The 21,948-nt window shown below is 38.9% G+C and carries 17 protein-coding genes and 2 tRNA genes; 5 read left to right on the top strand and 14 right to left on the bottom strand.

The annotated features are described in order from the left end of the window. Positions 1–27 precede the first annotated feature (27 nt). The 3 genes from Q0E08_RS02925 to Q0E08_RS02915 are packed head-to-tail and all read right to left on the bottom strand — an operon-like array spanning position 28 to position 3,048. Positions 28–1,275, bottom strand: coding sequence for an amidohydrolase (locus Q0E08_RS02925; protein WP_294776147.1), 1,248 nt, complete (start codon positions 1,273–1,275; stop codon positions 28–30). After that, on the bottom strand, positions 1,268–2,245 hold the full coding sequence (gene mtnA / locus Q0E08_RS02920) for an S-methyl-5-thioribose-1-phosphate isomerase (RefSeq protein WP_294776144.1): 978 nt from the start codon (positions 2,243–2,245) through the stop codon (positions 1,268–1,270). The genes Q0E08_RS02925 and mtnA overlap by 8 nt, the downstream gene beginning before the upstream one ends. Beyond that, positions 2,245–3,048 (bottom strand): purine-nucleoside phosphorylase, encoded by an 804-nt coding sequence (locus Q0E08_RS02915; protein WP_294776141.1) that lies wholly within the window; start codon positions 3,046–3,048, stop codon positions 2,245–2,247. The genes mtnA and Q0E08_RS02915 overlap by 1 nt, the downstream gene beginning before the upstream one ends. A 148-nt stretch (positions 3,049–3,196) precedes the next feature. Between Q0E08_RS02915 and Q0E08_RS02910 the strand changes: the two genes are divergently transcribed. Continuing rightward, positions 3,197–5,047: a BMP family ABC transporter substrate-binding protein gene (locus tag Q0E08_RS02910; protein ID WP_294776139.1), complete on the top strand. Its 1,851-nt coding sequence runs from the start codon at positions 3,197–3,199 to the stop codon at positions 5,045–5,047. Positions 5,048–5,106: 59 nt separating this feature from the next. Here the strand turns inward: Q0E08_RS02910 and carB are convergent, their stop codons facing one another. The 9 genes from carB to Q0E08_RS02865 all read right to left on the bottom strand — a co-directional run bounded on the left by carB (position 5,107) and on the right by Q0E08_RS02865 (position 16,208). Beyond that, positions 5,107–9,135, bottom strand: coding sequence for a carbamoyl-phosphate synthase large subunit (carB, locus tag Q0E08_RS02905; RefSeq protein WP_294776135.1), 4,029 nt, complete (start codon positions 9,133–9,135; stop codon positions 5,107–5,109). Further along, entirely contained in the window at positions 9,135–10,208 is a 1,074-nt protein-coding gene (locus Q0E08_RS02900) for a carbamoyl phosphate synthase small subunit (protein WP_294776132.1), read from the bottom strand. The genes carB and Q0E08_RS02900 overlap by 1 nt, the downstream gene beginning before the upstream one ends. 8 nt (positions 10,209–10,216) lie before the next feature. After that, complete coding sequence (argF, locus tag Q0E08_RS02895) at positions 10,217–11,122, bottom strand: ornithine carbamoyltransferase (protein ID WP_294776130.1); 906 nt, start codon at positions 11,120–11,122, stop codon at positions 10,217–10,219. Beyond that, the gene (locus Q0E08_RS02890) at positions 11,119–12,282 is read right to left on the bottom strand and encodes an aspartate aminotransferase family protein (protein ID WP_294776127.1); all 1,164 of its coding nucleotides are present in this window, start codon (positions 12,280–12,282) and stop codon (positions 11,119–11,121) included. Before Q0E08_RS02890 ends, argF begins: the two co-directional genes overlap by 4 nt. 4 nt (positions 12,283–12,286) lie before the next feature. Continuing rightward, on the bottom strand, positions 12,287–13,150 hold the full coding sequence (gene argB / locus Q0E08_RS02885) for an acetylglutamate kinase (protein ID WP_294776124.1): 864 nt from the start codon (positions 13,148–13,150) through the stop codon (positions 12,287–12,289). Positions 13,151–13,171: 21 nt separating this feature from the next. Continuing rightward, positions 13,172–14,419 carry a bifunctional glutamate N-acetyltransferase/amino-acid acetyltransferase ArgJ gene (gene argJ / locus Q0E08_RS02880; RefSeq protein WP_294776121.1) on the bottom strand — a complete coding sequence of 416 codons (1,248 nt, stop codon included), beginning with the start codon at positions 14,417–14,419 and terminating at the stop codon, positions 13,172–13,174. Between the two features lie 2 nt (positions 14,420–14,421). Continuing rightward, positions 14,422–15,366 (bottom strand): N-acetyl-gamma-glutamyl-phosphate reductase, encoded by a 945-nt coding sequence (argC, locus tag Q0E08_RS02875; protein WP_294776885.1) that lies wholly within the window; start codon positions 15,364–15,366, stop codon positions 14,422–14,424. A gap of 130 nt (positions 15,367–15,496) precedes the next feature. Continuing rightward, a complete protein-coding gene (locus tag Q0E08_RS02870) occupies positions 15,497–16,036 on the bottom strand; it encodes a DUF6512 family protein (RefSeq protein ID WP_294776119.1) in 540 nt (179 codons plus the stop codon). Between the two features lie 83 nt (positions 16,037–16,119). Continuing rightward, positions 16,120–16,208 (bottom strand) — tRNA-Ser (locus tag Q0E08_RS02865). Between the two features lie 163 nt (positions 16,209–16,371). On the opposite strand from Q0E08_RS02865, the gene Q0E08_RS02860 reads away from it, so the two are divergent. From Q0E08_RS02860 to Q0E08_RS02845, 4 genes are all read left to right on the top strand, one after another. Further along, a tRNA-Ser gene (locus Q0E08_RS02860) sits at positions 16,372–16,462 on the top strand. Positions 16,463–16,840: 378 nt separating this feature from the next. Next, positions 16,841–17,566, top strand: a complete 726-nt coding sequence (locus tag Q0E08_RS02855) for an ABC transporter ATP-binding protein (RefSeq protein ID WP_294776114.1) — start codon at positions 16,841–16,843, stop codon at positions 17,564–17,566. After that, the gene (locus tag Q0E08_RS02850) at positions 17,553–19,271 is read left to right on the top strand and encodes a hypothetical protein (protein WP_294776113.1); all 1,719 of its coding nucleotides are present in this window, start codon (positions 17,553–17,555) and stop codon (positions 19,269–19,271) included. Before Q0E08_RS02855 ends, Q0E08_RS02850 begins: the two co-directional genes overlap by 14 nt. Continuing rightward, complete coding sequence (locus Q0E08_RS02845) at positions 19,258–20,604, top strand: FtsX-like permease family protein (protein WP_294776097.1); 1,347 nt, start codon at positions 19,258–19,260, stop codon at positions 20,602–20,604. The genes Q0E08_RS02850 and Q0E08_RS02845 overlap by 14 nt, the downstream gene beginning before the upstream one ends. Before the next feature lie 334 nt (positions 20,605–20,938). On the opposite strand, the gene Q0E08_RS02840 is transcribed toward Q0E08_RS02845, so the two are convergent. Both Q0E08_RS02840 and Q0E08_RS02835 read right to left on the bottom strand, forming a co-directional pair. Next, positions 20,939–21,214, bottom strand: a complete 276-nt coding sequence (locus Q0E08_RS02840) for a zinc-ribbon domain containing protein (RefSeq protein ID WP_294776096.1) — start codon at positions 21,212–21,214, stop codon at positions 20,939–20,941. Between the two features lie 41 nt (positions 21,215–21,255). Then, positions 21,256–21,819 carry a sigma-70 family RNA polymerase sigma factor gene (locus tag Q0E08_RS02835; RefSeq protein ID WP_294776095.1) on the bottom strand — a complete coding sequence of 188 codons (564 nt, stop codon included), beginning with the start codon at positions 21,817–21,819 and terminating at the stop codon, positions 21,256–21,258. Positions 21,820–21,948 lie beyond the last annotated feature (129 nt).

Raw genomic sequence — 21,948 nt, 5'->3', positions numbered from 1 at the left:
CAATTTTGAGGAGGTGCTTTGTGTTTATTATCTTATTCTGTCTATAACCGCTTGTGCGTTTGCGTAAATTTTTTCAATGTCAATGTTTTTGAATTCGCTGTTGTCATATAAAATTTTGCCGTTTATCATTGTCATTTTAACAACATCCTTGCCGCCGCTGTAAACAAGGTTTTTTGTTATGTTGTTGATTGGTTGCATACTCGGTCTGTGCATATCAATTACAGTCAAATCTGCCTTTTTGCCAACATCAATAACATCGCAGTCGGTTAGTCCCATACATCTTGCCGAACCGATTGTTGACGCTTTGAGAATGTCATTCGCATCTGTTGAAGCGGCGTCTTTGTCGTTGAGCTTTTGAGTTGCACAAATTGTATACATTTCTCTGAACATATCAAGTGCATTGTTACTGCTTGCTCCGTCAGTACCTACGGCGATGTTGACACCGCTTTTAAGAAGCTTTGATACAGGAGCAATACCTGATGCCAACTTTGCATTTGAACAAGCGTTTATGACTGCCCATATGCCTTTTTCTTTGTAGATTTCAATATCTTCATCATCAATCCAAACACTGTGATATGCTCCGCCGCCGTAGTTGAATACTCCAAGAGAATCAAGATATTTAGTAGGGGACATACCGTTTCTTTTTATACAATCCTCAACTTCTGATTTTGTTTCGCTTGCATGAGTAAAAACAGGTGCTTGATACTTTTCTGCAAGTTTTGCAATGCCTTTTATCAGTTCTTTATCGGTTGTGTATTCAGCATGAAAACCAAGTTTGTAGCTTACAAGGCTGTCATAATTGTTGAATTTGTTGTAGTAATCTTCAACCGCGGCGATGCTTTCCTTGAAGTTGTTTAGTCCGCTTGTCATTACGGTTCTGAATCCAAAGTCAACGCTTGCCTTTGCCATCATTTCAGGGAAGTAATACATATCAAAGCATGCACTTGTGCCGCTTGTAAGATATTCCAAAAATGCAAGCATTGATAAATCATAAATGTCCTGCGGTGTAAGCTTTGCTTCAAGCGGAAAAATTTTATCATACAGCCACGGCTGAAGCGGTAAATCATCTGCAAATGAACGGCCGAATGTCATCGCAGAATGTGTATGTGCATTTTTAAATGACGGCATAAGCAAATTTCCGTTTAAATCATACACCGTATCGGCTGTTTTGTCATATTCTCCTATGGCAACAATGCTGTCACCGTCAACAAATACATCTTCTTTAATAATGTTAAAATCTTTATCTAATACTAAACCGTTTGTAAATTTAATCATTATCTTTTATCCTTTGCAAATTTTCCTTAAACGGAGCACGAATAATACCTCTGTCGGTTATTATTGCGGTTATAAGTTCGTTATCCGTAACATCAAATGCAGGGTTATAGCATTTTGTTTCCTTTAATGCCATAGGTTCTTTGTACCACATTTCTTTAATTTCACTCGGCTCTCGTTCTTCAATAACAATATCGTCGCCTGTCGGACAATTGTAATCTATTGTAGAATACGGACCGAGAACATAAAACGGAATATTATAGTGCTTTGCGAGAATGGCAACACCGCTTGTGCCGATTTTGTTTGCTATGTCACCGTTTGCGGCTATTCTGTCTGTTCCGACAAGTACAGCGTTAATTTTACCTTGTTTCATTACAAGGCTTGCCATATTGTCGCATATGAGCGTAACATCAATTCCGGCTTTTTCAAGTTCAAATGAAGTAAGCCTTGCACCTTGCAAAAGCGGTCTTGTTTCGTCCGTGTATGCGTGGAAGGTGTATCCTTTTTCTTTACCTAAAAGCAGCGGTCCGAGCCCTGTGCCGTATTCGCTTGTAGCAAGTGCTCCGGCATTGCAGTGGGTAAGAATTCCGTCACCGTCTTTGAGAAGTGAAAGTCCGTATTCGCTGATTTTTTTGCACATTTCAATATCTTCGTTATGAATGGCTATGGCTTCGTCAATAAGGTCTTTTCCGTTTTCGTATGCCTTGAGCATTCTTGATGTTGCCCATGAAAGATTAACCGCTGTCGGTCGGGCGGAATCAAGATATTTCTTCAATTCATATTTATCTTCGTCAAGAAGTGCCATAGCATATCCTGCGAAAATACCGATTGCAGGTGCACCACGCACTTGAAGAGTTTTTATTGCGTAGTAGTAATCTTCTTTTGTTTTTGGATTTATGTATTCAATTCTGTTTGGCAAAGTCGTTTGGTCAAGAAAAAACAACTTTCCGTTTTTAAAATCTATATTTTTCATTATAACGCCTTTATAATTTCTTTAATCAGTTTTCTGAATTGAGGTCCTGCTTTTTCTGCGGCAATCGTAACATCTTCGCCGGAAAGCGGTTTATCGTATACTCCGCACGCCATATTTGAAATCATACTGATTGCACCGACTTTCAGTCCGCAGTGAACGGCGGCAATTGTTTCAACAACTGTGCTCATGCCAACTGCATCGGCACTTAAAGCTGAAAGCATTTTTATTTCGCTCGGAGTTTCAAATTGAGGACCTTTGAGCTGTACATACGTGCCTTCTTTCAATTCTATATTGTTTTTGTATGCAACTTTTTTTATAAGTTTTTTCAAATCTTTGTCATAAGCGTTGCTCATATCCGGAAATCTCGTGCCGTAATTTTCGTTATTTGCTCCGATTAGCGGACTGTCAATAAAACACGAGATATGATCGTTTATGAGCATAAAATCACCGACGCTTAATTCTTTGTTAATTCCGCCTGCGGCATTGGTGAGTATAAGAGTGTTAACTCCCAAATCCTTAAGCAATCGTATTATATCGGCAATTTGTTTTGATGAATATCCTTCGTAAAGGTGTACTCTGCCTTGCATTAAAACTACATTTTTGCCTTCAAGTTTACCGAAAATAAACTTTCCTTTATGTGACGGTGCGGTGGAAACAGGCATATCGGGTATGTCTTTGTATTCTATTTCGGCAACAGGTGACACTTCGTTTGCAAGTTCTCCGAGTCCGGAACCTAAAATTATTGCAATTTCGGGTGTGAAATCTGTTATTTCTTTGATGTATTTTAGTTGTTTTGATTGCATTAAATCACCTCAAATCTTTCAGCAAATTAATTATAACTTATAATATTATATAAATCAAATTAATTTTACATAAATTCTATTGCAAAACTCGCTTTATTTTGTTATTATTAATTTGTTATATTTTTACTGAAAGGCTATGGAAAGTATTATGAAAAAGTTTCTTTCTGTAATTCTTGTTTTGGCAATTTCATTATGCGGTGTATTTGCACTTGTGGGTTGTTCAAAAAATGAGAGCAAAAATTTTGATATGGTATTTATTACCGACGGCGGTACAATAAGTGACGGTGCTTATAACCAAAGCGCATGGAACGGTGTAAAAGAATTTGCCGAAGAAGAGAATATGTCTTGTCGCTATTATCAGCCGAATGTTGACGATAACGGTAATCTTGATGCCGATACAGTAGGCAAGTATATCAAACTTGCAGTTGACGGTAAGGCAAAATATATTGTTATGCAGGGCGAAAAAATGGCTGTAGCGGTTGACAAATATGCACCGCAATTCGGAGATGTTAATTTTCTTCTTGTTGATGCCGCTCCTCACGCTGAGGGCAGTACTACCATTGACGGATTTAATAATGTTATGACGGTTACATTCGACACTTTGCAGGCGGGTTATCTTGCAGGTTATACTTCTGTTGCAAAGGGTTATAACAAAGTAGGATATCTCGGTTCGGTTTCAGACAAGTCCTCGGCTTCATACGGTGCCGGTTTTGTACAAGGTGTTGCAAAAGCCGCAGATGAAAGCGGAATTCCTGTTTTGTGCGACTATGCAAATTATGATGCAGAGGATTTGGATTACGACTATTCGTTTACTATTCAACCTGTATATCAAAAAATAACAATCAGCAAAGAAACAACATATAAGGTTAAAGTTAAAAACGGTTTAGGTTCCGGCGTATATGCCGACGGTGAAAATGTTACTATTACCGCCGATAAGCCTGCCAAAGGCAAAGCTTTCGACCATTGGGAAGTAAAGAGCAATACAGAGGGTGTTAAAGATAAGAAAGTAAACATCAGTTCTGATAAAAAATCAACTATGAATCTTCTTGTAGGCGATTGTGATTGCACAATTAAAGCTGTATATAAAGATGTAAAAACATTTCAAATTATTGTTGCAAAAAGTGCCGATCTTTCTCTTTCATCTCTTTATGATACATACAATGTTGAAGAAAATTCAACCACTTTGGTTACTGCTCCGGCAGCCGAAAGCGGAATGACTTTTGACCATTGGGAATGTGATGACAAAGATGCTGTTGAAGATGTAAACAGTCCTTCTACTAATGTTAAGGTCACAAATAAAGATATTACAATTATTCCTGTTTATGTAAAATCCGATGTTCCTACTTTTGATGTAACTGTTTACGGCGGAACAGGTTCCGGTTCTTACAGAAGCGGTGACCATGTGTCTGTTGTTGCCGATCCTCCAAAAGACGGCTATATGTTCTATAAGTGGGAAAATGTAGACAATCAGGGCCTTTCAACCGGTATTGCTATGACAAACGAGTATTGCTATACAACTGATTTTGAAATGATAGACAGGTATTCTTCAATCGCCGAAACAATGTATAACAACGGAACACAGGTTATCTTTGGCGGAGGCAATTCACAAGCCGAATCAATCTTTACAGCTACTTGGAAAATGAGTGAGCAGGTTTATGCTTTCGGTTACGGATATGACCAAAGCTCAATGGGTAATTGCCTTACAAGCGTTGTTACAGATTACAGAGTGGCTGTTGTAAACGCTCTTAAAGATTACAAAGGCGGTTCATATTATGAGGGTAATTGCTCAAATAATTGTCTTTATGTGGTTGATATGAGCACACAAAAAACATACAAAGACAAAGACGGTAATGAAGTTGAAGATAAGAATTATAACGAGGGCTATGCAAATGTTTACAAAGCACTTGGTGATGGTACAATCAAACCTAATCTTCCTGCCGATGATGTAAGAACTGTTGTTAATTCAAAATGTATGACCCTTAATTATTGGGTAAAATAAAACAGATTAAATTTAAAAGGCATCGTAAGCGTATACTTGCGATGCCTTTTTGTTATGTTTTAGTATTCGATTTCACCTTTGTAAACAAGATTGCAGTCACCCGAAAGGGTAATGCCCATATCCGTGTAATTTACAATCAAGTCACCGCCGCGAACCTTAACGGTAATGTCCTCACCTTTGTTGCAATATCCGTTTTCAACAGCTGCAACAACCGCTGCACAAGCACCCGTGCCGCACGCCATAGTTTCGCCGTTTCCACGCTCCCAAACACGCATTTTAATTGTGTTGTTGTTAATTACCCTTACAAATTCCGTATTAACTCTTTCAGGAAAAATTTCCGCATTTTCAAATTTAGGTCCTATTGTTTCAATATTAACCTTGTCAACATTTTCAACAAATATAACTGCGTGCGGATTACCTACCGATACACAGGTAATGTTGTATTCGTTGTTGTTTATGATTACGGGTCTGTCAATAATTTTTTCACCGTCAAGATTTACAGGGACTTTGTGCGGGTTAAGTGTCGCCTTACCCATTTGAACGGTAACGGATGTAACTTTGCCGTTTCTTGTATATACTTTAAGGTGCTTAACACCTGCGTTTGTTTCGATGCTCATTTTTTCTTTTTTAACAATGTCATTGTCATAAAGGAATTTGCCGACGCATCTTATGCAGTTTCCTGCCATATTGCCTTCACTGCCGTCTTGGTTAAAGATTCTCATCTTGGCATCGGCAATGTTGCTGCTTTCAATAAGAGCAATTCCGCTGCCGCCGATTGAATAATGCCTGTCACAAAATTCAATGGCAAAACTTTCGGGGCAGGTGATGATTCCGCATTGGTTGTTAAAGAATATGTAGTCATCTCCGGTACCGTGCATTTTTGAAAATTTAAGTATACCTTTTTCTTTACGCATATTGTTGATGTCAACAAGTTCTGTGTTGTTTTGGTTATACTTTGATGCAATAATATCGGCAAGAGCATTTGCCGTATCAAGAGATGTCAGCGTTGCAATACCGAGCTGATTTGCTCTGTTGTGAAGTTTGATATAATCTGAAATTGATTTTTTATCGGATTTGCCGGTATATACAATGTAGTCGATTTTGCCTGATTCAACAAGGTCCATAATGGAATTGTCTTCACGAAGTTTGTTTACAATGCCTACATTTATGCCGAGCCTTTGAATTTCCTTTGCGGTTTCGGGTGTGGCATAAAGCTTTGCACCAAGGTCATCAAGCTTTTTTGCAAGATTTACAATTTCGTATCTGTCTTGTTTTGTAACTGTGATGAGGACACCGTGACCGTGCTTGTTTGCGTCAACTTTAAACCCTGCACTTACAAGACCTTTGAAAAGTGCTTCTTTAAGATTTTTGCCAACGCCGAGCACCTCACCCGTAGATTTCATTTCAGGTCCGAGTTGAGAGTTTACATCGTTTAACTTCTCAAAACTGAATACGGGCACTTTAACGGCAAAATACGGCGGAATGTGATATAAGCCCGTTCCGTATCCGAGTTCTTTAAGCGAAGAGCCTACCATAATTTTTGTTGCAAGCTCAACCATCGGTACGCCGGTAACTTTGCTGATATAGGGAATTGTTCTTGATGCTCTCGGGTTAACTTCGATTACATAAAGTTCATTTTGATAAATCAGGTATTGAATATTTACAAGTCCCTGTGTTCCGAGTGACAAAGCAAGCTTTTCCGAAACCTCGCAAATACGCTCCAGCATTTTGTCGTTAAGGTTATACGGTGGATAAACGGCTATTGAGTCACCGGAATGAACTCCGGCTCTTTCTATATGCTCCATAATGCCCGGAATGAGTACATCCGTTCCGTCGCTTATGCAGTCAACTTCAAGCTCGGTGCCCATCATATATTTGTCAACGAGAACAGGATTTTCAATTCCTTGCTCAAGAATAATCTGCATATATTGCCTTACATCGTCATCCGTGTATGCGATTGTCATATTTTGACCGCCGATAACATATGACGGACGGAGTAAAACAGGGTATTCAAGCTTGTGAGCAACCTCGAGTGCTTCATCAAGAGTCATCACGGATTCGCCCTTAGGTCTGAATATTCCGAATGATTCAAGAAGTTCGTCAAATCTTTCTCTGTCCTCGGCTATGTCAATGGATTCAGCCGATGTGCCGAGAATTTTTATTCCGTTTTCGTCAAGGTATTTTGTAAGTTTAATGGCTGTTTGTCCGCCGAACGCAACAACTACACCGATAGGTTTTTCAACCTTGATGATGTTCATTATATCTTCCTGACAAAGCGGTTCAAAATAAAGTCTGTCGCCTGTGTCAAAGTCGGTAGATACGGTTTCGGGATTGTTGTTTACAAGGATAACCTCATATCCGAGTTCTTTAAGAGTCCATACGCAGTGCACGGAAGAATAGTCAAATTCGATACCCTGACCGATTCTGATAGGTCCCGAACCGAGTACGATAATTTTTTCTTTTCCCGATTTCGACAAATCTCTGCTTTCGCAATGTTCATCGTATGTTGAGTAAAAATACGGTGTTTCTGCTTTGAATTCACCTGCGCAGGTGTCAACCATTTTATATACACAATCCTTGTGGAATGCAAGTGCACCGCCGCTGATTCTTTCAAGTGCTTCGTCTGTATATCCGAGATTTTTTCCTTTTAGATATTCCTCTTTTGACAAAGCCTTGTCGGTTATCGATTTTTCATAATCGGCAAGATTTTTTAATTTGTACAAGAACCACTCGTCAATCATTGTTATTGAGTGAATTTCATCAACGCTGACACCGTTTTTAAGTGCTTTGAATACGGTGAATAATCTCAAATCGTCTTGACTGTGGAGCTGTTTCATTATATCAACATTGTCAAGTGCTTTGTTGTTGAGAGTGTCAAGCGAGATTTCAGCACCTCTTACAGCTTTCATAATAGCCTGCTCAAATGACGGAGCAATGCTCATTACTTCACCCGTTGCTTTCATCTGAGTTCCGAGTTTACGCGAAGCCTGAACAAATTTGTCAAACGGCCACTTAGGAAGCTTAACAACTACATAATCAAGCGTAGGTTCAAAACAAGCACAGGTTTTGCCTGTTACATCGTTTTTGATTTCATCAAGAGTATAACCCAGTGCGATTTTGGTTGTAACCTTTGCGATAGGGTAACCCGTTGCCTTTGATGCAAGTGCCGAAGAACGCGAAACTCTCGGGTTAACTTCAATAACGCTGTATTCAAATGTTTCCGGATTAAGTGCAAACTGACAGTTGCATCCGCCTTCAATTTTAAGTTCGCTGATAATATCAAGCGAAGCGGAACGGAGCATTTGGTATTCCTTGTCCGAAAGTGTTACAGCCGGAGCAATAACTATGCTGTCACCCGTATGAACGCCGACAGGGTCAAAGTTTTCCATTGAGCATACTGCAATAACATTGCCGACATGGTCACGCATAACTTCAAACTCAATTTCTTTCCATCCGGCTATGTATTTTTCTACCAACACCTGAGTAATAGGGGAGAGCATAAGTCCGTTTTTAGCGATGATGTTGAGTTCTTCTTTGTTGTATGCAACACCGCCGCCTGCACCGCCGAGAGTAAACGCAGGGCGAACAATAACGGGATAACCGATTTCTTCCGCAATTTTGTCGGCAGTTTCCAAATCATTTGCAATGTCAGACGGAACAACAGGTTGGTTAAGCTTAAGCATTGTATCTCTGAAAAGCTGTCTGTCTTCTGCTTTGTCTATTGCTTCGGCATTTGTACCGAGGAGTTTAACTCCCATTTCGTCAAGATAGCCGTCTTTTGCAAGCTGCATACCGAGAGTAAGTCCTGTTTGGCCTCCGAGTCCGCAAAGAATAGAATCGGGTCTTTCTTTTTCAATTATTCTTTTAAGTGTTTCTTCGGTTAAAGGTTCAAGATAAATATGGTCGGCAAGTGCTTTGTCGGTCATGATGGTTGCCGGGTTTGAGTTAACCAAAACAACCTCAATGCCTTCATCACGCAAAACTCTGCAAGCTTGTGCACCTGCATAGTCAAATTCTGCGGCTTGTCCGATTACTATAGGACCGGAACCGATAACAAGAACTTTTTTTATGTCTTTATTAAGAGGCATTATTCTTTACCTTCCATCATATCAATAAATTTGTCAAATATAAATTCTGTGTCTTTAGGACCCGAGCAAGCTTCAGGGTGAAATTGTACCGAAAACGCTTTTTTACCCGGATATTCCACACCTTCGCAGGTGTTGTCGTTTGCGTTTAGATAGCTGATTTTTCCGCCAACTTTTTCAATGCTTTCGTTAACAACGGCATATCCGTGGTTTTGAGAAGAAATGTATGTTCTTCCTGTTTCAAGATTTTTTACAGGCTGGTTAACGCCTCTGTGTCCGTATTTGAGTTTTGTCGTTTCGCCGCCCATGGCAAGTGCCAAAAGCTGATGACCGAGGCAAATACCGAAAACAGGGACTTTACCTATTAACTTTTTGATTTCCTCAACAATTCCTGCATTTTCGGCAGGGTCGCCGGGACCGTTTGAAAGCATAATTCCGTCAACGCCGAGTTTTAATATGTCATCGGCTTTGGTGTCATATGGCATAACAGCCACATTACAGCCTCTTGAATTGAGTTCTCTTATGATGTTTTGTTTTGCACCAAAGTCCATAAGAACAACATTATGCTTATGTTCTTCGCTCGGATAAAGTTCCGCTTTGCTTGTTGAAACGGATTTAACCGCATCTTTTATTACATAATTCTTTACGGCTTCAAAATCAGCTTTGTCCGGGTTGGATGTTATGATTGCATTCATTACGCCGGCTTCACGGATAGTCTTTGTAACTTCTCTTACATCAACGCCGTAAACTCCGACAATGCAGTTATCCGTTAAGTATTTTTCAAGTGTTTCTTCACATCTGAAGTTTGACGGATTGTCGCATTTTTCACGCACAATGTATGCGCTTACATAGCTTTTTTTGCTTTCCTTATCGGCTTCTATCATACCGTAGTTACCGATAAGAGGAAATGTTTGCATAACGATTTGACCGTAGTAGCTTGGGTCTGTAAGCGTTTCGATGTATCCGCACATACCTGTTGTAAAAACAAGTTCGCCGATTACATCTCCAGCGGCACCAAAGCGGAATCCTTTAAATTTTTGCCCGTTTTCAAGGCAAATATATACTTCGTTGTTCATTGTTTATATCAATCCTGTAATAATTTAACCAAAACGGCTTTTTGAGCGTGAAGTCTGTTTTCCGCTTCGTCAAAAATTTCGTTTGCGTGTTCTTCAAATACCTTTGCGGTGATTTCTTCTTCTCTGTGAGCAGGGAGGCAGTGAAGAACCATTGCATCATCGTTTGCAACCGCCATAACTTCATCATTAATTTGGAAGTTTTTGAAAATCTTTTCTCTTTCTGCCTTTTCTTCTTCCTGACCCATTGATGCCCAAACATCGGTGTAAAGAATGTCCGCACCCTTTGCACATTCCAAAATGTCCGACGAACAGGTAAATTTGCCGTTTTCGTTTGCCCACTTCATAATTTCTGCGTCCGGTTTGTAATCGTCAGGGCAGGCAATGGCACATTCCATACCCATTGTGATTGCACCGACAATGAGGCTGTTTGCCATATTGTTGCCGTCACCGATAAAGCAGAATTTTAATCCGTCAAAGCTTTTTTTGTATTCTCTGATTGTCATAAGGTCTGCAAGAACCTGACACGGGTGGCAGTAATCGGTAAGGCCGTTGATAATCGGAATTGAGCCGTATTCCGCAAGGTCTTCAACTTCTTTTTGCTCAAAAGTTCTTATCATAATACCGTCAAGGTAACGGGATAAAACTCTTGCTGTGTCTTGTACAGGCTCGCCTCTGCCGATTTGAAGGTCGCGGTTAGAAAGGAACAAAGCCTGTCCGCCGAGCTGATACATGCCTGTTTCAAAGCTGACTCTTGTTCTTGTCGAACTTTTTTGGAAAATCATACCGAGTGTTTTGCCCTTGAGAATGTGGTGTTCGATTCCATTGTGATTTTCGTATTTAAGTTGGTCAGCCAAATTGAGAATATCAAGAATTTCTTCTTTGTCTAAATCTTGTAATTTGAGTAAATGCTTCATTTTTCTATTACCTCTTTCAATATTTTAAGTCCTTCGTTTAATTCGCCGAATGAAATGTTAAGAGCAGGGAGCAGTCTTACCTTGTTTTTGTGAGCCGTTAAAATAAGAAGTCCTTTTTGCAGGCATTCCTTTGCAATTTCTCCCGCATCTTTGTTTGTAAGAATACCGAGCATAAGTCCCATACCCGATATACTTTCAACATTTTTCCATTTTGAAATTTCATTAATTATGTATTTGCTTTTTTCGGATACCCCGATTAAAAAGTCATCGTCAAGTCGTTTTACAATGCTGATGGCTCCTGCTGCCGCAATCGGATTTCCGCCGAAAGTCGAACCGTGGCTGCCCGGTGAAACCGTATCTTTCAGTTTGTCACCGAATATAACCGCACCCATAGGCAAGCCGCCTGCAAGACCTTTTGCCGTTGATACAATATCCGGTTTAATTCCGAAGTTTTGGTAAGCAAAATATTTACCCGTTCTGCCGTTGCCGGTTTGAACTTCGTCAACAACCATAAGAATGTCTTTTTCATTTGCGATTTTTTCAATTTCTTTTACAAATTCCGGTGAAAGGTTGTTAACTCCGCCTTCGCCTTGAATGCACTCAAACATAATTGCACAAACATCGTCTGTTATCATTTCATTGAGCTTTTCAATATCGTTTGCAGGACAATACTTAAATCCCGGTGTAAACGGACCAAATGTTGTGTGAAAACAATCCTGACCCGTCGCCGCAAGAGTTGTGATTGTTCTTCCGTGGAACGAATCAACAAGTGTGATTATTGTTGAACGACCTTCGCCGTATTTATCAAAACTGTATTTTCTTGCAAATTTAATGGCACCTTCGTTTGCTTCCGCTCCCGAGTTGCCGAAGAAAACATTACACATACCTGTTCTTTCGCAAAGAAGCTCTGCAAGTTCCGCACAAGGTTCTGTGTAGTATAAATTACTTGTGTGCTGTACCTTAGTAAGCTGTTCCTCAACTGCCTTAACCCATTCGTCATCACAAATTCCGAATGCCGTAACACCGATTCCGGAGCCGAAATCTATGTATTTTTTGCCGTTCTCGTCATAAAGGGTAGAGCCTTTACCTTTTGAAAGACAAACATCAAATCGACCGTAGGAATGTGCCACAAATTGATTGTCAAGTTCTTTTGTGTTCATTATTTTACCTGCCTTTAAACATTGTTCCCATACCCTCATCGGTAAGAAGTTCAATAAGAATTGAATGCGGAACGCGTCCGTCAATGATGAATGCCTTTGTGCATCCGTTTCTTATAGCCTGTGTCATAGAATCGATTTTAGGTATCATTCCGCCTTTGATAATACCGTCCGCAATAAGAGCCGGAATGTCGGAAATAAATACTTTTTGAATTTTAGAACTATCGTCATTTACATCTCTGAGAAGCCCAACAATATCTGTCATAGAAATGAGTGCTTCTGCCTTTAAGTCACCGGCAATTTGTGCGGCAACCGTATCGGCATTGATGTTGTAGCAATTACCGTGTTCATCATATCCTATTGTTGAAATAACCGGAATAAAGTTGTTTGCCAAAACTTCGCTGATAACTTCCATATTTGTTTCTGTTATCTCACCGACAAAACCGTGCTCGCTGTCAAGCGGTTTGCACTTTATCATATTTCCGTCCATACCGGAAAGTCCGATTGCATGACCGCCAAGGTTTCCGATTTGGCAAACAAGGTCTTTGTTGACTTTGCCTGCAAGAACCATTTGAACAACATCAACAGTTTCTTTGTCCGTTACTCTCAAACCGTCAACAAACTTGCTTTCTACTCCGATTTTATCAAGCGTTTTGTTTATTGCAGGTCCTCCGCCATGCACTAAAACTACTTTAATACCTACTGTTGTAAGAAGAACAAGGTCACGCATAACCGCTTCCTTGAGTTCGTCGTTAATCATAGCGTTGCCGCCGTATTTTACAACAATGGTCTTTTTTCTGTATTTTTGAATATGCGGCAAAGCCTCCGCAATAATATGAGCTTTGCTTTCATTGTCTATATTAGTGTTCATAGTTTGTTATCCTCCGTTTTATCAGGTGCGATAGTCGCCGTTAATTTTTACATAGTCGTATGTCAAATCACAGCCCCAAGCAGTTGCACTTTCGTTTCCGTCATTGAGATTAATGAGTACATATATTTCATCGTCAGATAAAACTTTTGCCGCTTCTTCCTCGCTGAACTCAATTCCCGCACCGTTTCTGCAAACCGATACAATCCCTTTTTCACTCTTCAAATCAACATCTACTTTGTTGATGTCAAATTCTGCATCGGCATAGCCTACCGCACAAAGAATTCTTCCCCAGTTAGCATCTTCTCCGAATATAGCGGCTTTAAAAAGGGAAGAACAAACAACACTTTTTGCCACCGTGATAGCTGTTTCTTTGTCCTTTGCACCTGATGTAATACATTCAATCAGCTTTGTTGCACCTTCGCCGTCTTTTGCGAGCATTCTCGTAAGATTTGCCATAACTTCGTATAATGCAGATTTAAATGTGTCAAATTCAGCACCGTGAGCAGTTATTTCTTCATTAAATGCCAAACAGTTTGCCATTAGGGTTACCATATCGTTTGTTGATGTGTCACCGTCAATCGAAAGGCAGTTGTATGTAACCTTAACGATTTCGGACAAAGCCTCTTGCAAAAGTTCTGCCGAGATTGCACAGTCTGTTGTGATAAAGTTGAGCGTTGTTGCCATGTTCGGGTGAATCATACCCGAACCTTTTGCCATACCGCCGATGTGACATTTTGTGCCGTTGATTTCAAATTCTACCGCATATTCTTTTTTTACCGTGTCGGTTGTCATAATAGCGGTAGCGGCTTCAAGATTTTTGTTATAGCAAAGTCCTTTTACCAAATCGGGAATACCGTCTTTAATCGGTTCAATCGGAAGAACCTGACCGATAACGCCTGTTGATGCAACTACAACCTGTTCTTTAGGAACATTAAGTTCATTTGCAAGCATTTCGCACATCATTTCTGCCTTTTCAACACCGTCTGCATTGCAGGTGTTGGCGTTCTTTGAATTTGCAATCACTGCAATAGCCTTGTTGCCGCTTTTTTCAAGATTTGCTTTTGTAACAAGTATCGGAGCACCCTTTACTTTGTTTTGCGTGTAAACGGCTGCCGTGTTGCATACTACATCCGATACAAAAATGCAAATATCATTTTTGTGTTTAGTGTCCGGAGTATCATTGGTAGGTCTTTTGATTCCACAGTAAGTACCGTTTGCCTTGAAGCCTTTTGCCGCACATATTCCGCCTTCAATTACTTTAAATTCCATATCTATTCTCCTAAGTTAAGTCCTGTTGTTTCATCAATTCCAAGCACGATGTTTAAGCATTGGATTGCCGCACCGCTTGCACCTTTACCCAAATTGTCAAAACGGGAAGTAATAAGAATTCGGTCATCGTTGCCGTTGATTTCTATTTCCATATCGTCACGGTTTTCAAAATTGTTTGAGCCTATCATCGTTGAAGAGTATCCTAAATCTCTTACTTTAACAAATTGTTCGCCGTCATAGTGCTTTTTAAATATCTCGCATATTTCGGACGGCGTATACTTTTTTGTAAGCATATCGCTGAAAAGAGGAATACTTACAACCATTCCTTGTGGATAATCACAAATATGAGGAGCAAAAAACGGGGTGTTGTCAAGACCGCTTATTGCTTTCATTTCTTTAAGGTGTTTATGCTCCTGAGTAAGCGCATATTGGCGAGGTGAGTCAAGTTCCGGATCTCTTTCGGCAGATTCGTATTGAGCAATTCCTTTTTTGCCGGCACCTGTGTATCCGCTCATTGCATAGCAGGTAACAGGATAGTCGCTTGGCATAACTCCCTCGGAAATAAGCGGGTAAACAATGCTGTTAAATCCGCTTGCATAACATCCGGGAACCGCAATTCTTTTTGAAGTTTTAATTTTATCTCTGAACTTTTTGTCAAGTTCAGGAAAACCGTATGCCCATTCGGGATTTGTTCTGTGAGCCGTTGATGTATCGATAATTACAACATTGTCGTTTTCAACAAGCTTCACAGCTTCAATGCTTGCTGCGTCCGGTAAGCATAAAAATGTAATATCCGATGAGTTTATCATCTTTGCTCTTTCGGCAGGATCTTTTCTTTTTGCTTCATCAATATGCAAAAGTTCAATGTCACTTCTGTTTTCAAATCTTTTGTATATTTTTAACCCGGTTGTACCTTGACTTCCGTCAATAAAAATCTTTTTCATAATACGCCTCTTATATTTAAAACTTAATTTATTATACTCTATCATTTTTCATTGTCAATAGGTATTCGAAAAAATGTAATAAATATACAGTAAAAAGAATATTTATACATAAAATGATACAAAAAAAGCAGTGTCATAACTGCTTTGTAATTCCAAAAGTATTGTCTTGCGAATCCTTAAAAAACGGAATGTGAACAGGAAAATATGTTAAAAACATAAACCCAATTGCAATTATCATTAAAAGAGCAAATGATATACCGTTAACAAGCCCATTTCCTTTGGAGCTTTTTATAATATTATAACTGATTATATAAGCCGCCAAAATTCCGATAAAAAAGCTTGCAATGTTTACAAATTCAAAATTTTTGCCGAACATACCGTTGCTGATATAAAAAACGGCAAGTGTGAAAAGCATTCCTGAAACAATACCGATTAACTTGGCAAAGTAAACATTAAATTTGTCTTGCGATAGCTTTATTGTTTCAATAAATGTCCATATCAGAAAAGGAAAAAACAAAAGTTTTAAATGTTCAAACGGACTTTCGTTTACGGGGCAGAACAGTCCTATAATAGAATTGTTATTTGACCATTCGTAAATGAAGTGCATTAATGTTCCGAGTACGGCGGAAAAAATATATCCGATTACCTCAAGTTTAAGTGTTTTTTTATTCATAATATCACCTATATTATGATATGATAAAAATAAAAAAATTATTATAATAAACAAAAAACAGACTGTCTGATGACAGTCTGCTATGGCGCAGAGGGTGGGATTCGAACCCACGTGGGCGTGAACCCAAACGGTTTTCAAGACCGCCTCGTTATGACCACTTCGATACCTCTGCGTAACTCGAATGCTTTGCTATATTATCATAACAGTTACAAAATGTCAAGTGTTTTTTTCAAATAATTTAATTTTATAATTTTGCTTGACATTTAGGTGTTTATATGGTAAAGTAATTTCTGCACTTAGGTGCAACAACTTGACAGGTAAAAACCAAGTTACACGCAGAAGTACTCAAGCTGGTGACGAGGCGCCCCTGCTAAGGGCGTAGGCCGGGAAACCGACGCGAGAGTTCGAATCTCTCCTTCTGCGCCAAGAAAGAAGTCTTATTTTTTAAGGCTTCTTTTTATTTTTGCGAGAGATGAGAACTCTGACTAATCCATTTGCGACGGTTTGCGAAGCAGAGGAGCAAGGATATATAAAAAAGGCTGCGAGAGCAAAGCTCTCGAATCTCTCCTTCTGCGCCAAGAAAGAAGTCTTAATTTTAAGGCTTCTTTTTATTTTTATATTAAAATTTGAAAAGCGAAATCTATATATAATTGGTATAGATTTTTATCGTATATTTTCTTAATAATAAAGTTTTAGTTAAGGTTATATTGGTACAAAATAAAGTTTTAGTTAAGATTTGAAAAAACTATTGACTTACCCTTTTAATGTGTTATTATTAGCGTAGAAATTGAAGAGAGGCAAATTATGAAAAAAGATATACTTATCATAACAAAAAATTTGTCAAAATATTATACTGTCGGTGATGAAACAATAAAGGCACTTGACGATGTAAATTTGGAAATTGAACGAGGGCAAATAGTTGCAATTCTCGGCACATCCGGTTCGGGCAAATCCACTCTCCTGAATATGCTTGCCGGTCTTGAACGACCGACAAAAGGAGAGGTTCATATCGGTAAGTTCAGAATTGACGAACTTACGGAAGAACAGCTTACAAAGTTTAGACAAAGGTATACAGGATTTATTTTTCAAGCATATAATCTTTTACCTACTTTAACGGCTCTTGAAAATGTGGCTTTTCCGCTGTGTTTTAGGGGTGTTGATAAGCAGATAAGAGAGAAGAAGGCTTTTGAGATGCTTAAGCTTGTAGGTATCGAAAAAAGATATAAGCATAAACCTGCCGAAATGAGTGGCGGTCAACAGCAAAGAGTCGGCATAGCAAGAGCACTGGTAACTGATCCGAGTATTATTTTTGCGGATGAACCGACGGGTAATCTTGACAGCCATACCACTCAAGAGGTTATGGAACTTATACGGAATATTGTCGATACCAGGCATAATACCGTTATTATGGTAACTCATGATAAAAATGTTGCCGCTTATGCCGATATTATAGTTAATATAAGTGACGGTAAAGTAATATCAAAAGAATACAAAAAGAATATGGAGAACTTAAAAGATGAAAAAAATTAAAAGTATATTATCTATTTTAATTGTTATAATTATGACGATGTCGGTGCAAACCGCTTTTGCGGCAGATAATGATGATGAACCTGTTACAGAAGCACAAGTGCCTAAAATTGTTTTTTCTGCCTTTAGTGTAGACAAATCAGCAATATATCAAGGCGATGTATTTACTGTTACCGCAACTGTTACAAATCCGAGAGGGTACAGTATTCAAGACGCTTCGTTTAAGTTTTCGGGCGGTGATGCTTTTTCTGTATACAGAGGTTCGGATACGGAATATGTTTCAAGCTTTAATTCAACCGCTTCCGTAAGCAAAGCTTTTATATGCAATAACGGTACCGCTGCCGGTTCACATCCTATTACGGTAAGCTGTACATACAGTTACAGTGGCGGAGAGAGCACGGTAGAAGCAAATTACAGTGTTATGACTTATTCGTATCCTTCAAGTGTAACCACTCCCGTTTTGGTTACATCGTACGATAAGTTTGACAATGACATCAAGCCGGGTGAAAAGTTTACTCTTGATTTTACTGTTGCCAATAAGAGTACAACATATGATGTAAAAAATGTTAATATTAAATTAAACGGCGGAGATGCTTTCAGCATTGTTAACGATGTTGATACTATTTACAGAAATTCTATTTCAAAAAACGGGAAAGCAAAATTTTCAAAGAAGTTTATTTGCAATAATTCCGTTTCGGCAGGAATGCATCCTATTTCAGTCAGCATTACATATGAATACACAAAGAGTGGAAATGTAGAACAGGGAACAGCCGAATCAAATTTTACAATTAAAACAGTCTCCAAAAAAGGCGGTTCATCGGTTGCTCTTACTCCTCGTCTTGTTATCGGTGGATTCAATTACGGAAAGTCATCAATTAAAGGCGGTAAAAAATTTACTTTGAATTTTTCCGTAAAAAATAACTCAAAATCAATCAAAGCAAAAAATGTTATTGTTAAGGTGTCCGGCGGCGACACATTTGTTGTTGCAGACGGTACAGATACAATTTCCGTTGATCATATAAACCCAAATTCTTCTGTAGGTGTTTCTAAAAAATTCAGTTGTCTTAATACCGCTCAATCGGGAGTTTATCCTGTTACCGCTTCTATTACTTATGAGTATGTTGAAGGCGGTCAAAAGCAATCGGGTACAGAAGAACTCACCATGAGTATTCCTGTTGTTCAGCCTGACAAGGTTATGTTTTCAAGCATTGACCTTGCCGATAAAACAATCAATACGGGTGATGAAACCGATTGTGCGTTCAGCATTGTAAATACAGGTAAAACCGTTCTTAATAACGGTAATGTTCGTGTTCTTGACGAGTCGGGTACAGAACTTAATTCATCTTATATAGGCACAATCGAGGCGGGTGCACAGTATTCAAGCAATTACAATTTGCCTATCACTTTGAATGAAGCAGGTGATTATAAGCTTACTTTGGTGTTTGAATATGAAAATGATAATGCCGATAAGAAAAAAATTAAGCAAACTTTTAAGGTAACTGTTCAGGATTATGTTGACCCGTTCCCGACTGACAATACAGACAGTACCGACGGAGATAAAACCGATGATACTTCAAATAATAAATCAAAAAAAATTATCGGTGCTGTTGCCGGTGTTGTCGGTGTGGCTGCGGTTGTAACGGTTATCGTTGTTGTTAAGAAGAAAAAGCATAAGAAAGGTAAGGTAGATTTTAATGAAGAAATCTGATCTTATTGCGATTGCTTGGCAGAACCTAAAAAACAGAAAAACAAGAACTATCCTTACTATTTGCGGTGTTGTTGTAGGTGCTTGTGCAATCATTATTATGCTTTCAATCGGGCTCGGTATTGACAAAATGATTACCGCTCAATACAAAAGTGATTCATCGCTTAATAAAATTTCAGTTTACTCAATGGATTCCGAAGACGGAACACAGTCTCTTCCGTTTGACGATACAGCGGTTAAATATTTTGAAGAAATAGACGGTGTAAAGTGTGTTGTTCCAATGCTTATGGTAGACAGTAATGTTGCTATCAATTGCGGTAAATATAGTTATACCGGTACGGTTTACGGTATGGATTTGTCGCAGATGGAAGCACTTGGATATAAACTTGCCGAAGGCGATTTTTCGGGAGTAGATAAGCCCAATTGTGCTTTCTTCGGCAAAGATTCCGTAACTAATTTTCAAGATGCTCAAGGCAATCAGGTTAATTTTACCTATGACAAAAACTATGAGGTTGATTCATGCGATATTGATGCCATGAAAAACACTTTTCTCATTTCTTCAAAGGCAAGTTCAGGCGATGACAGCGGTACAGCAACTGACAAATTCGGTAATAAACAAAAACTATATGTGTCCGGCGTTTTAAAGTCTGCTTCATCAATGGATTATGATTCGCAATATTCTGTTTTTATCAGTATGGATTTGGCGAAAAGACTTTTTCAGGAGAGTCAAATGTTGAATCCCGGTAAAAAAGAAAAAATGACATACAGCAGTATAAATGTTTATGTAGAAGATTCAAGCAAGGTGAATGATGTTAAAAAAGCTTTGCAAGATGTAGGCTATTCCTGTTCTACCGATGACGAAGCTCTTGAAAATTCCAAAAAGGTTATGAAAGTTGTTCAACTTGTTTTGGGTGCAATCGGTGCGGTTTCAATGTTTGTTGCATCATTTGGCATCAGCAACACAATGGTTATGTCTGTTTTTGAACGCCAAAAGGAAATCGGTATTCTAAAGGTTATCGGCTGCGAAATTAAGGATATAAAGGCAATGTTTCTTTATGAAGCGGCAATTATCGGCGGCATCGGCGGTGCTGTCGGTGTTACAATAAGTTATATTATATCAACAGCGGCAAATTTGATAGGGCGAGTGGTTATGAATCATATGGGCGGAGGCTCATTCTTGGGAATGGGTTCGGATGTTAAACTTACTTTGTCGTATATTCCGCCATGGCTTGCAATTTGCGGTGTGGTTTTTTCTGCAGGAATAGGTATACTTGCAGGCTTATCTCCGGCAAGAAAATCCGTAAAGGTAAGTGCTCTTACCGCTATTCAAAACTGAATAATATAAGAAAAAGTCCACCTTTGGGGCACACTACATAAAGAATAAATGCTCAAAAAATCAAATAAACAGCGAAATACTGCGTTAAATTTACAGTGAAGGCGGCAAGCCTGCCCTGTAAATTATGCCTTGTCTTTCATCTGTTTCTTTGGCTTTTTGAGTGCAGGGCAGTTTAAGCAAACTGATTTTGTTCAGTGTGCATTAACAAAATCCCGTCAATACTTGCGTATTAACGGGATTTTTTAATAGTGCAATGGGCAAAACTCAGAAAGCTTAAACCAATTACTTCCTTATGCAGTGTGCCCCTTTCGATGGACTTTTTTGTTATATCTATTTATTCTTCGGTTCTTTTTGCAAAACATTCGCTGCAATATACAGGTCTGCCGTCAGTTGGCTTAAACGGTACTTTACAGCTTTTTCCGCATTCTGCACATGTAGCATCGTGCATTTCCTTAGGACCCTTAGCGGCTTGCTTTTTTGCGTCACGGCAAGCTTTACAACGCTGTGGTTCGTTTACAAAACCTTTTTCTGCATAAAATTCCTGCTCGCCGGCAGTGAAAACAAACTCATTGTGGCAATCCTTGCACACCAGTGTTTTATCTTCGTACATGTTTCTTCCTACCTCTCTATAGATTTGCCTGGGATAATTATTCAAAAAGCAACTCCCTCGAGTTTCTTACGAATACGTTGTATGGCGTTGTCGATAGCTTTGGTGTTTTTGTCAAGTTTATCGGCAATTTCGCTGTATGTACATCCTACAATATACAGTCTTAAAACTTCATTTTCAAAGCTTGAAAGTTCTTCGTAAAGCACTTGACTGAGATTTGATACACTTTCTTTTGCAAGATATTCATCCTCGGCACTGAGATGTACAACATCATCAAAATAATCATCTTCAATAGACACAAGGCTCGATTGAGGAATATCTTTTAGCCGAGATACTTTTCTTAAAGCCGATTGTATCGAATTGTTAATGCAATGTCCTGCATATGTGCCGAATGATGCACCTTTTTCTTCTCTGTAAGAGTTAATTGCCGCCAATAATCCTATCATACCTTCCTGAACCAGGTCATCCTTTTCAAGAGGTGAGTTGATATATTTCATTGCTATTGCTTCAACAATAGGCTTGTATCTGTTTATCAACTCGGTAGTGGCATCTTCGCTTTTGCGTAAAGTGAGGAGGTCTTTGTCCGATTTTTTGTTTATATCAGCCATTTTGCCTCCAAATCCACTTTTAATTAACATCTATTTAATATTATAATAAACTATTGGTTACTTACTGTCAACAAAAATCATTTGCTTTATTCAAAAAATGTATTATTTCTACAAATTTAGTAACAAAAT

Source organism: uncultured Eubacterium sp., assembly GCF_934561735.1.
Classification (GTDB): Bacteria; Bacillota; Clostridia; order Oscillospirales; family Acutalibacteraceae; genus Eubacterium_R.
This window is presented reverse-complemented; position numbering and strand designations above follow the sequence as displayed.

What these genes read in the sequence shown, in the direction of transcription:
- Q0E08_RS02925 (WP_294776147.1), bottom strand. Translation starts at nt 1,275, where the DNA reads ATGATTAAATTTACAAACGGTTTAGTATTAGATAAAGATTTTAACATT.
- mtnA (WP_294776144.1), bottom strand. Translation starts at nt 2,245, where the DNA reads ATGAAAAATATAGATTTTAAAAACGGAAAGTTGTTTTTTCTTGACCAA.
- Q0E08_RS02915 (WP_294776141.1), bottom strand. Translation starts at nt 3,048, where the DNA reads ATGCAATCAAAACAACTAAAATACATCAAAGAAATAACAGATTTCACA.
- Q0E08_RS02910 (WP_294776139.1), top strand. Translation starts at nt 3,197, where the DNA reads ATGAAAAAGTTTCTTTCTGTAATTCTTGTTTTGGCAATTTCATTATGC.
- carB (WP_294776135.1), bottom strand. Translation starts at nt 9,135, where the DNA reads ATGCCTCTTAATAAAGACATAAAAAAAGTTCTTGTTATCGGTTCCGGT.
- Q0E08_RS02900 (WP_294776132.1), bottom strand. Translation starts at nt 10,208, where the DNA reads ATGAACAACGAAGTATATATTTGCCTTGAAAACGGGCAAAAATTTAAA.
- argF (WP_294776130.1), bottom strand. Translation starts at nt 11,122, where the DNA reads ATGAAGCATTTACTCAAATTACAAGATTTAGACAAAGAAGAAATTCTT.
- Q0E08_RS02890 (WP_294776127.1), bottom strand. Translation starts at nt 12,282, where the DNA reads ATGAACACAAAAGAACTTGACAATCAATTTGTGGCACATTCCTACGGT.
- argB (WP_294776124.1), bottom strand. Translation starts at nt 13,150, where the DNA reads ATGAACACTAATATAGACAATGAAAGCAAAGCTCATATTATTGCGGAG.
- argJ (WP_294776121.1), bottom strand. Translation starts at nt 14,419, where the DNA reads ATGGAATTTAAAGTAATTGAAGGCGGAATATGTGCGGCAAAAGGCTTC.
- Q0E08_RS02870 (WP_294776119.1), bottom strand. Translation starts at nt 16,036, where the DNA reads ATGAATAAAAAAACACTTAAACTTGAGGTAATCGGATATATTTTTTCC.
- Q0E08_RS02855 (WP_294776114.1), top strand. Translation starts at nt 16,841, where the DNA reads ATGAAAAAAGATATACTTATCATAACAAAAAATTTGTCAAAATATTAT.
- Q0E08_RS02850 (WP_294776113.1), top strand. Translation starts at nt 17,553, where the DNA reads ATGAAAAAAATTAAAAGTATATTATCTATTTTAATTGTTATAATTATG.
- Q0E08_RS02845 (WP_294776097.1), top strand. Translation starts at nt 19,258, where the DNA reads ATGAAGAAATCTGATCTTATTGCGATTGCTTGGCAGAACCTAAAAAAC.
- Q0E08_RS02840 (WP_294776096.1), bottom strand. Translation starts at nt 21,214, where the DNA reads ATGTACGAAGATAAAACACTGGTGTGCAAGGATTGCCACAATGAGTTT.
- Q0E08_RS02835 (WP_294776095.1), bottom strand. Translation starts at nt 21,819, where the DNA reads ATGGCTGATATAAACAAAAAATCGGACAAAGACCTCCTCACTTTACGC.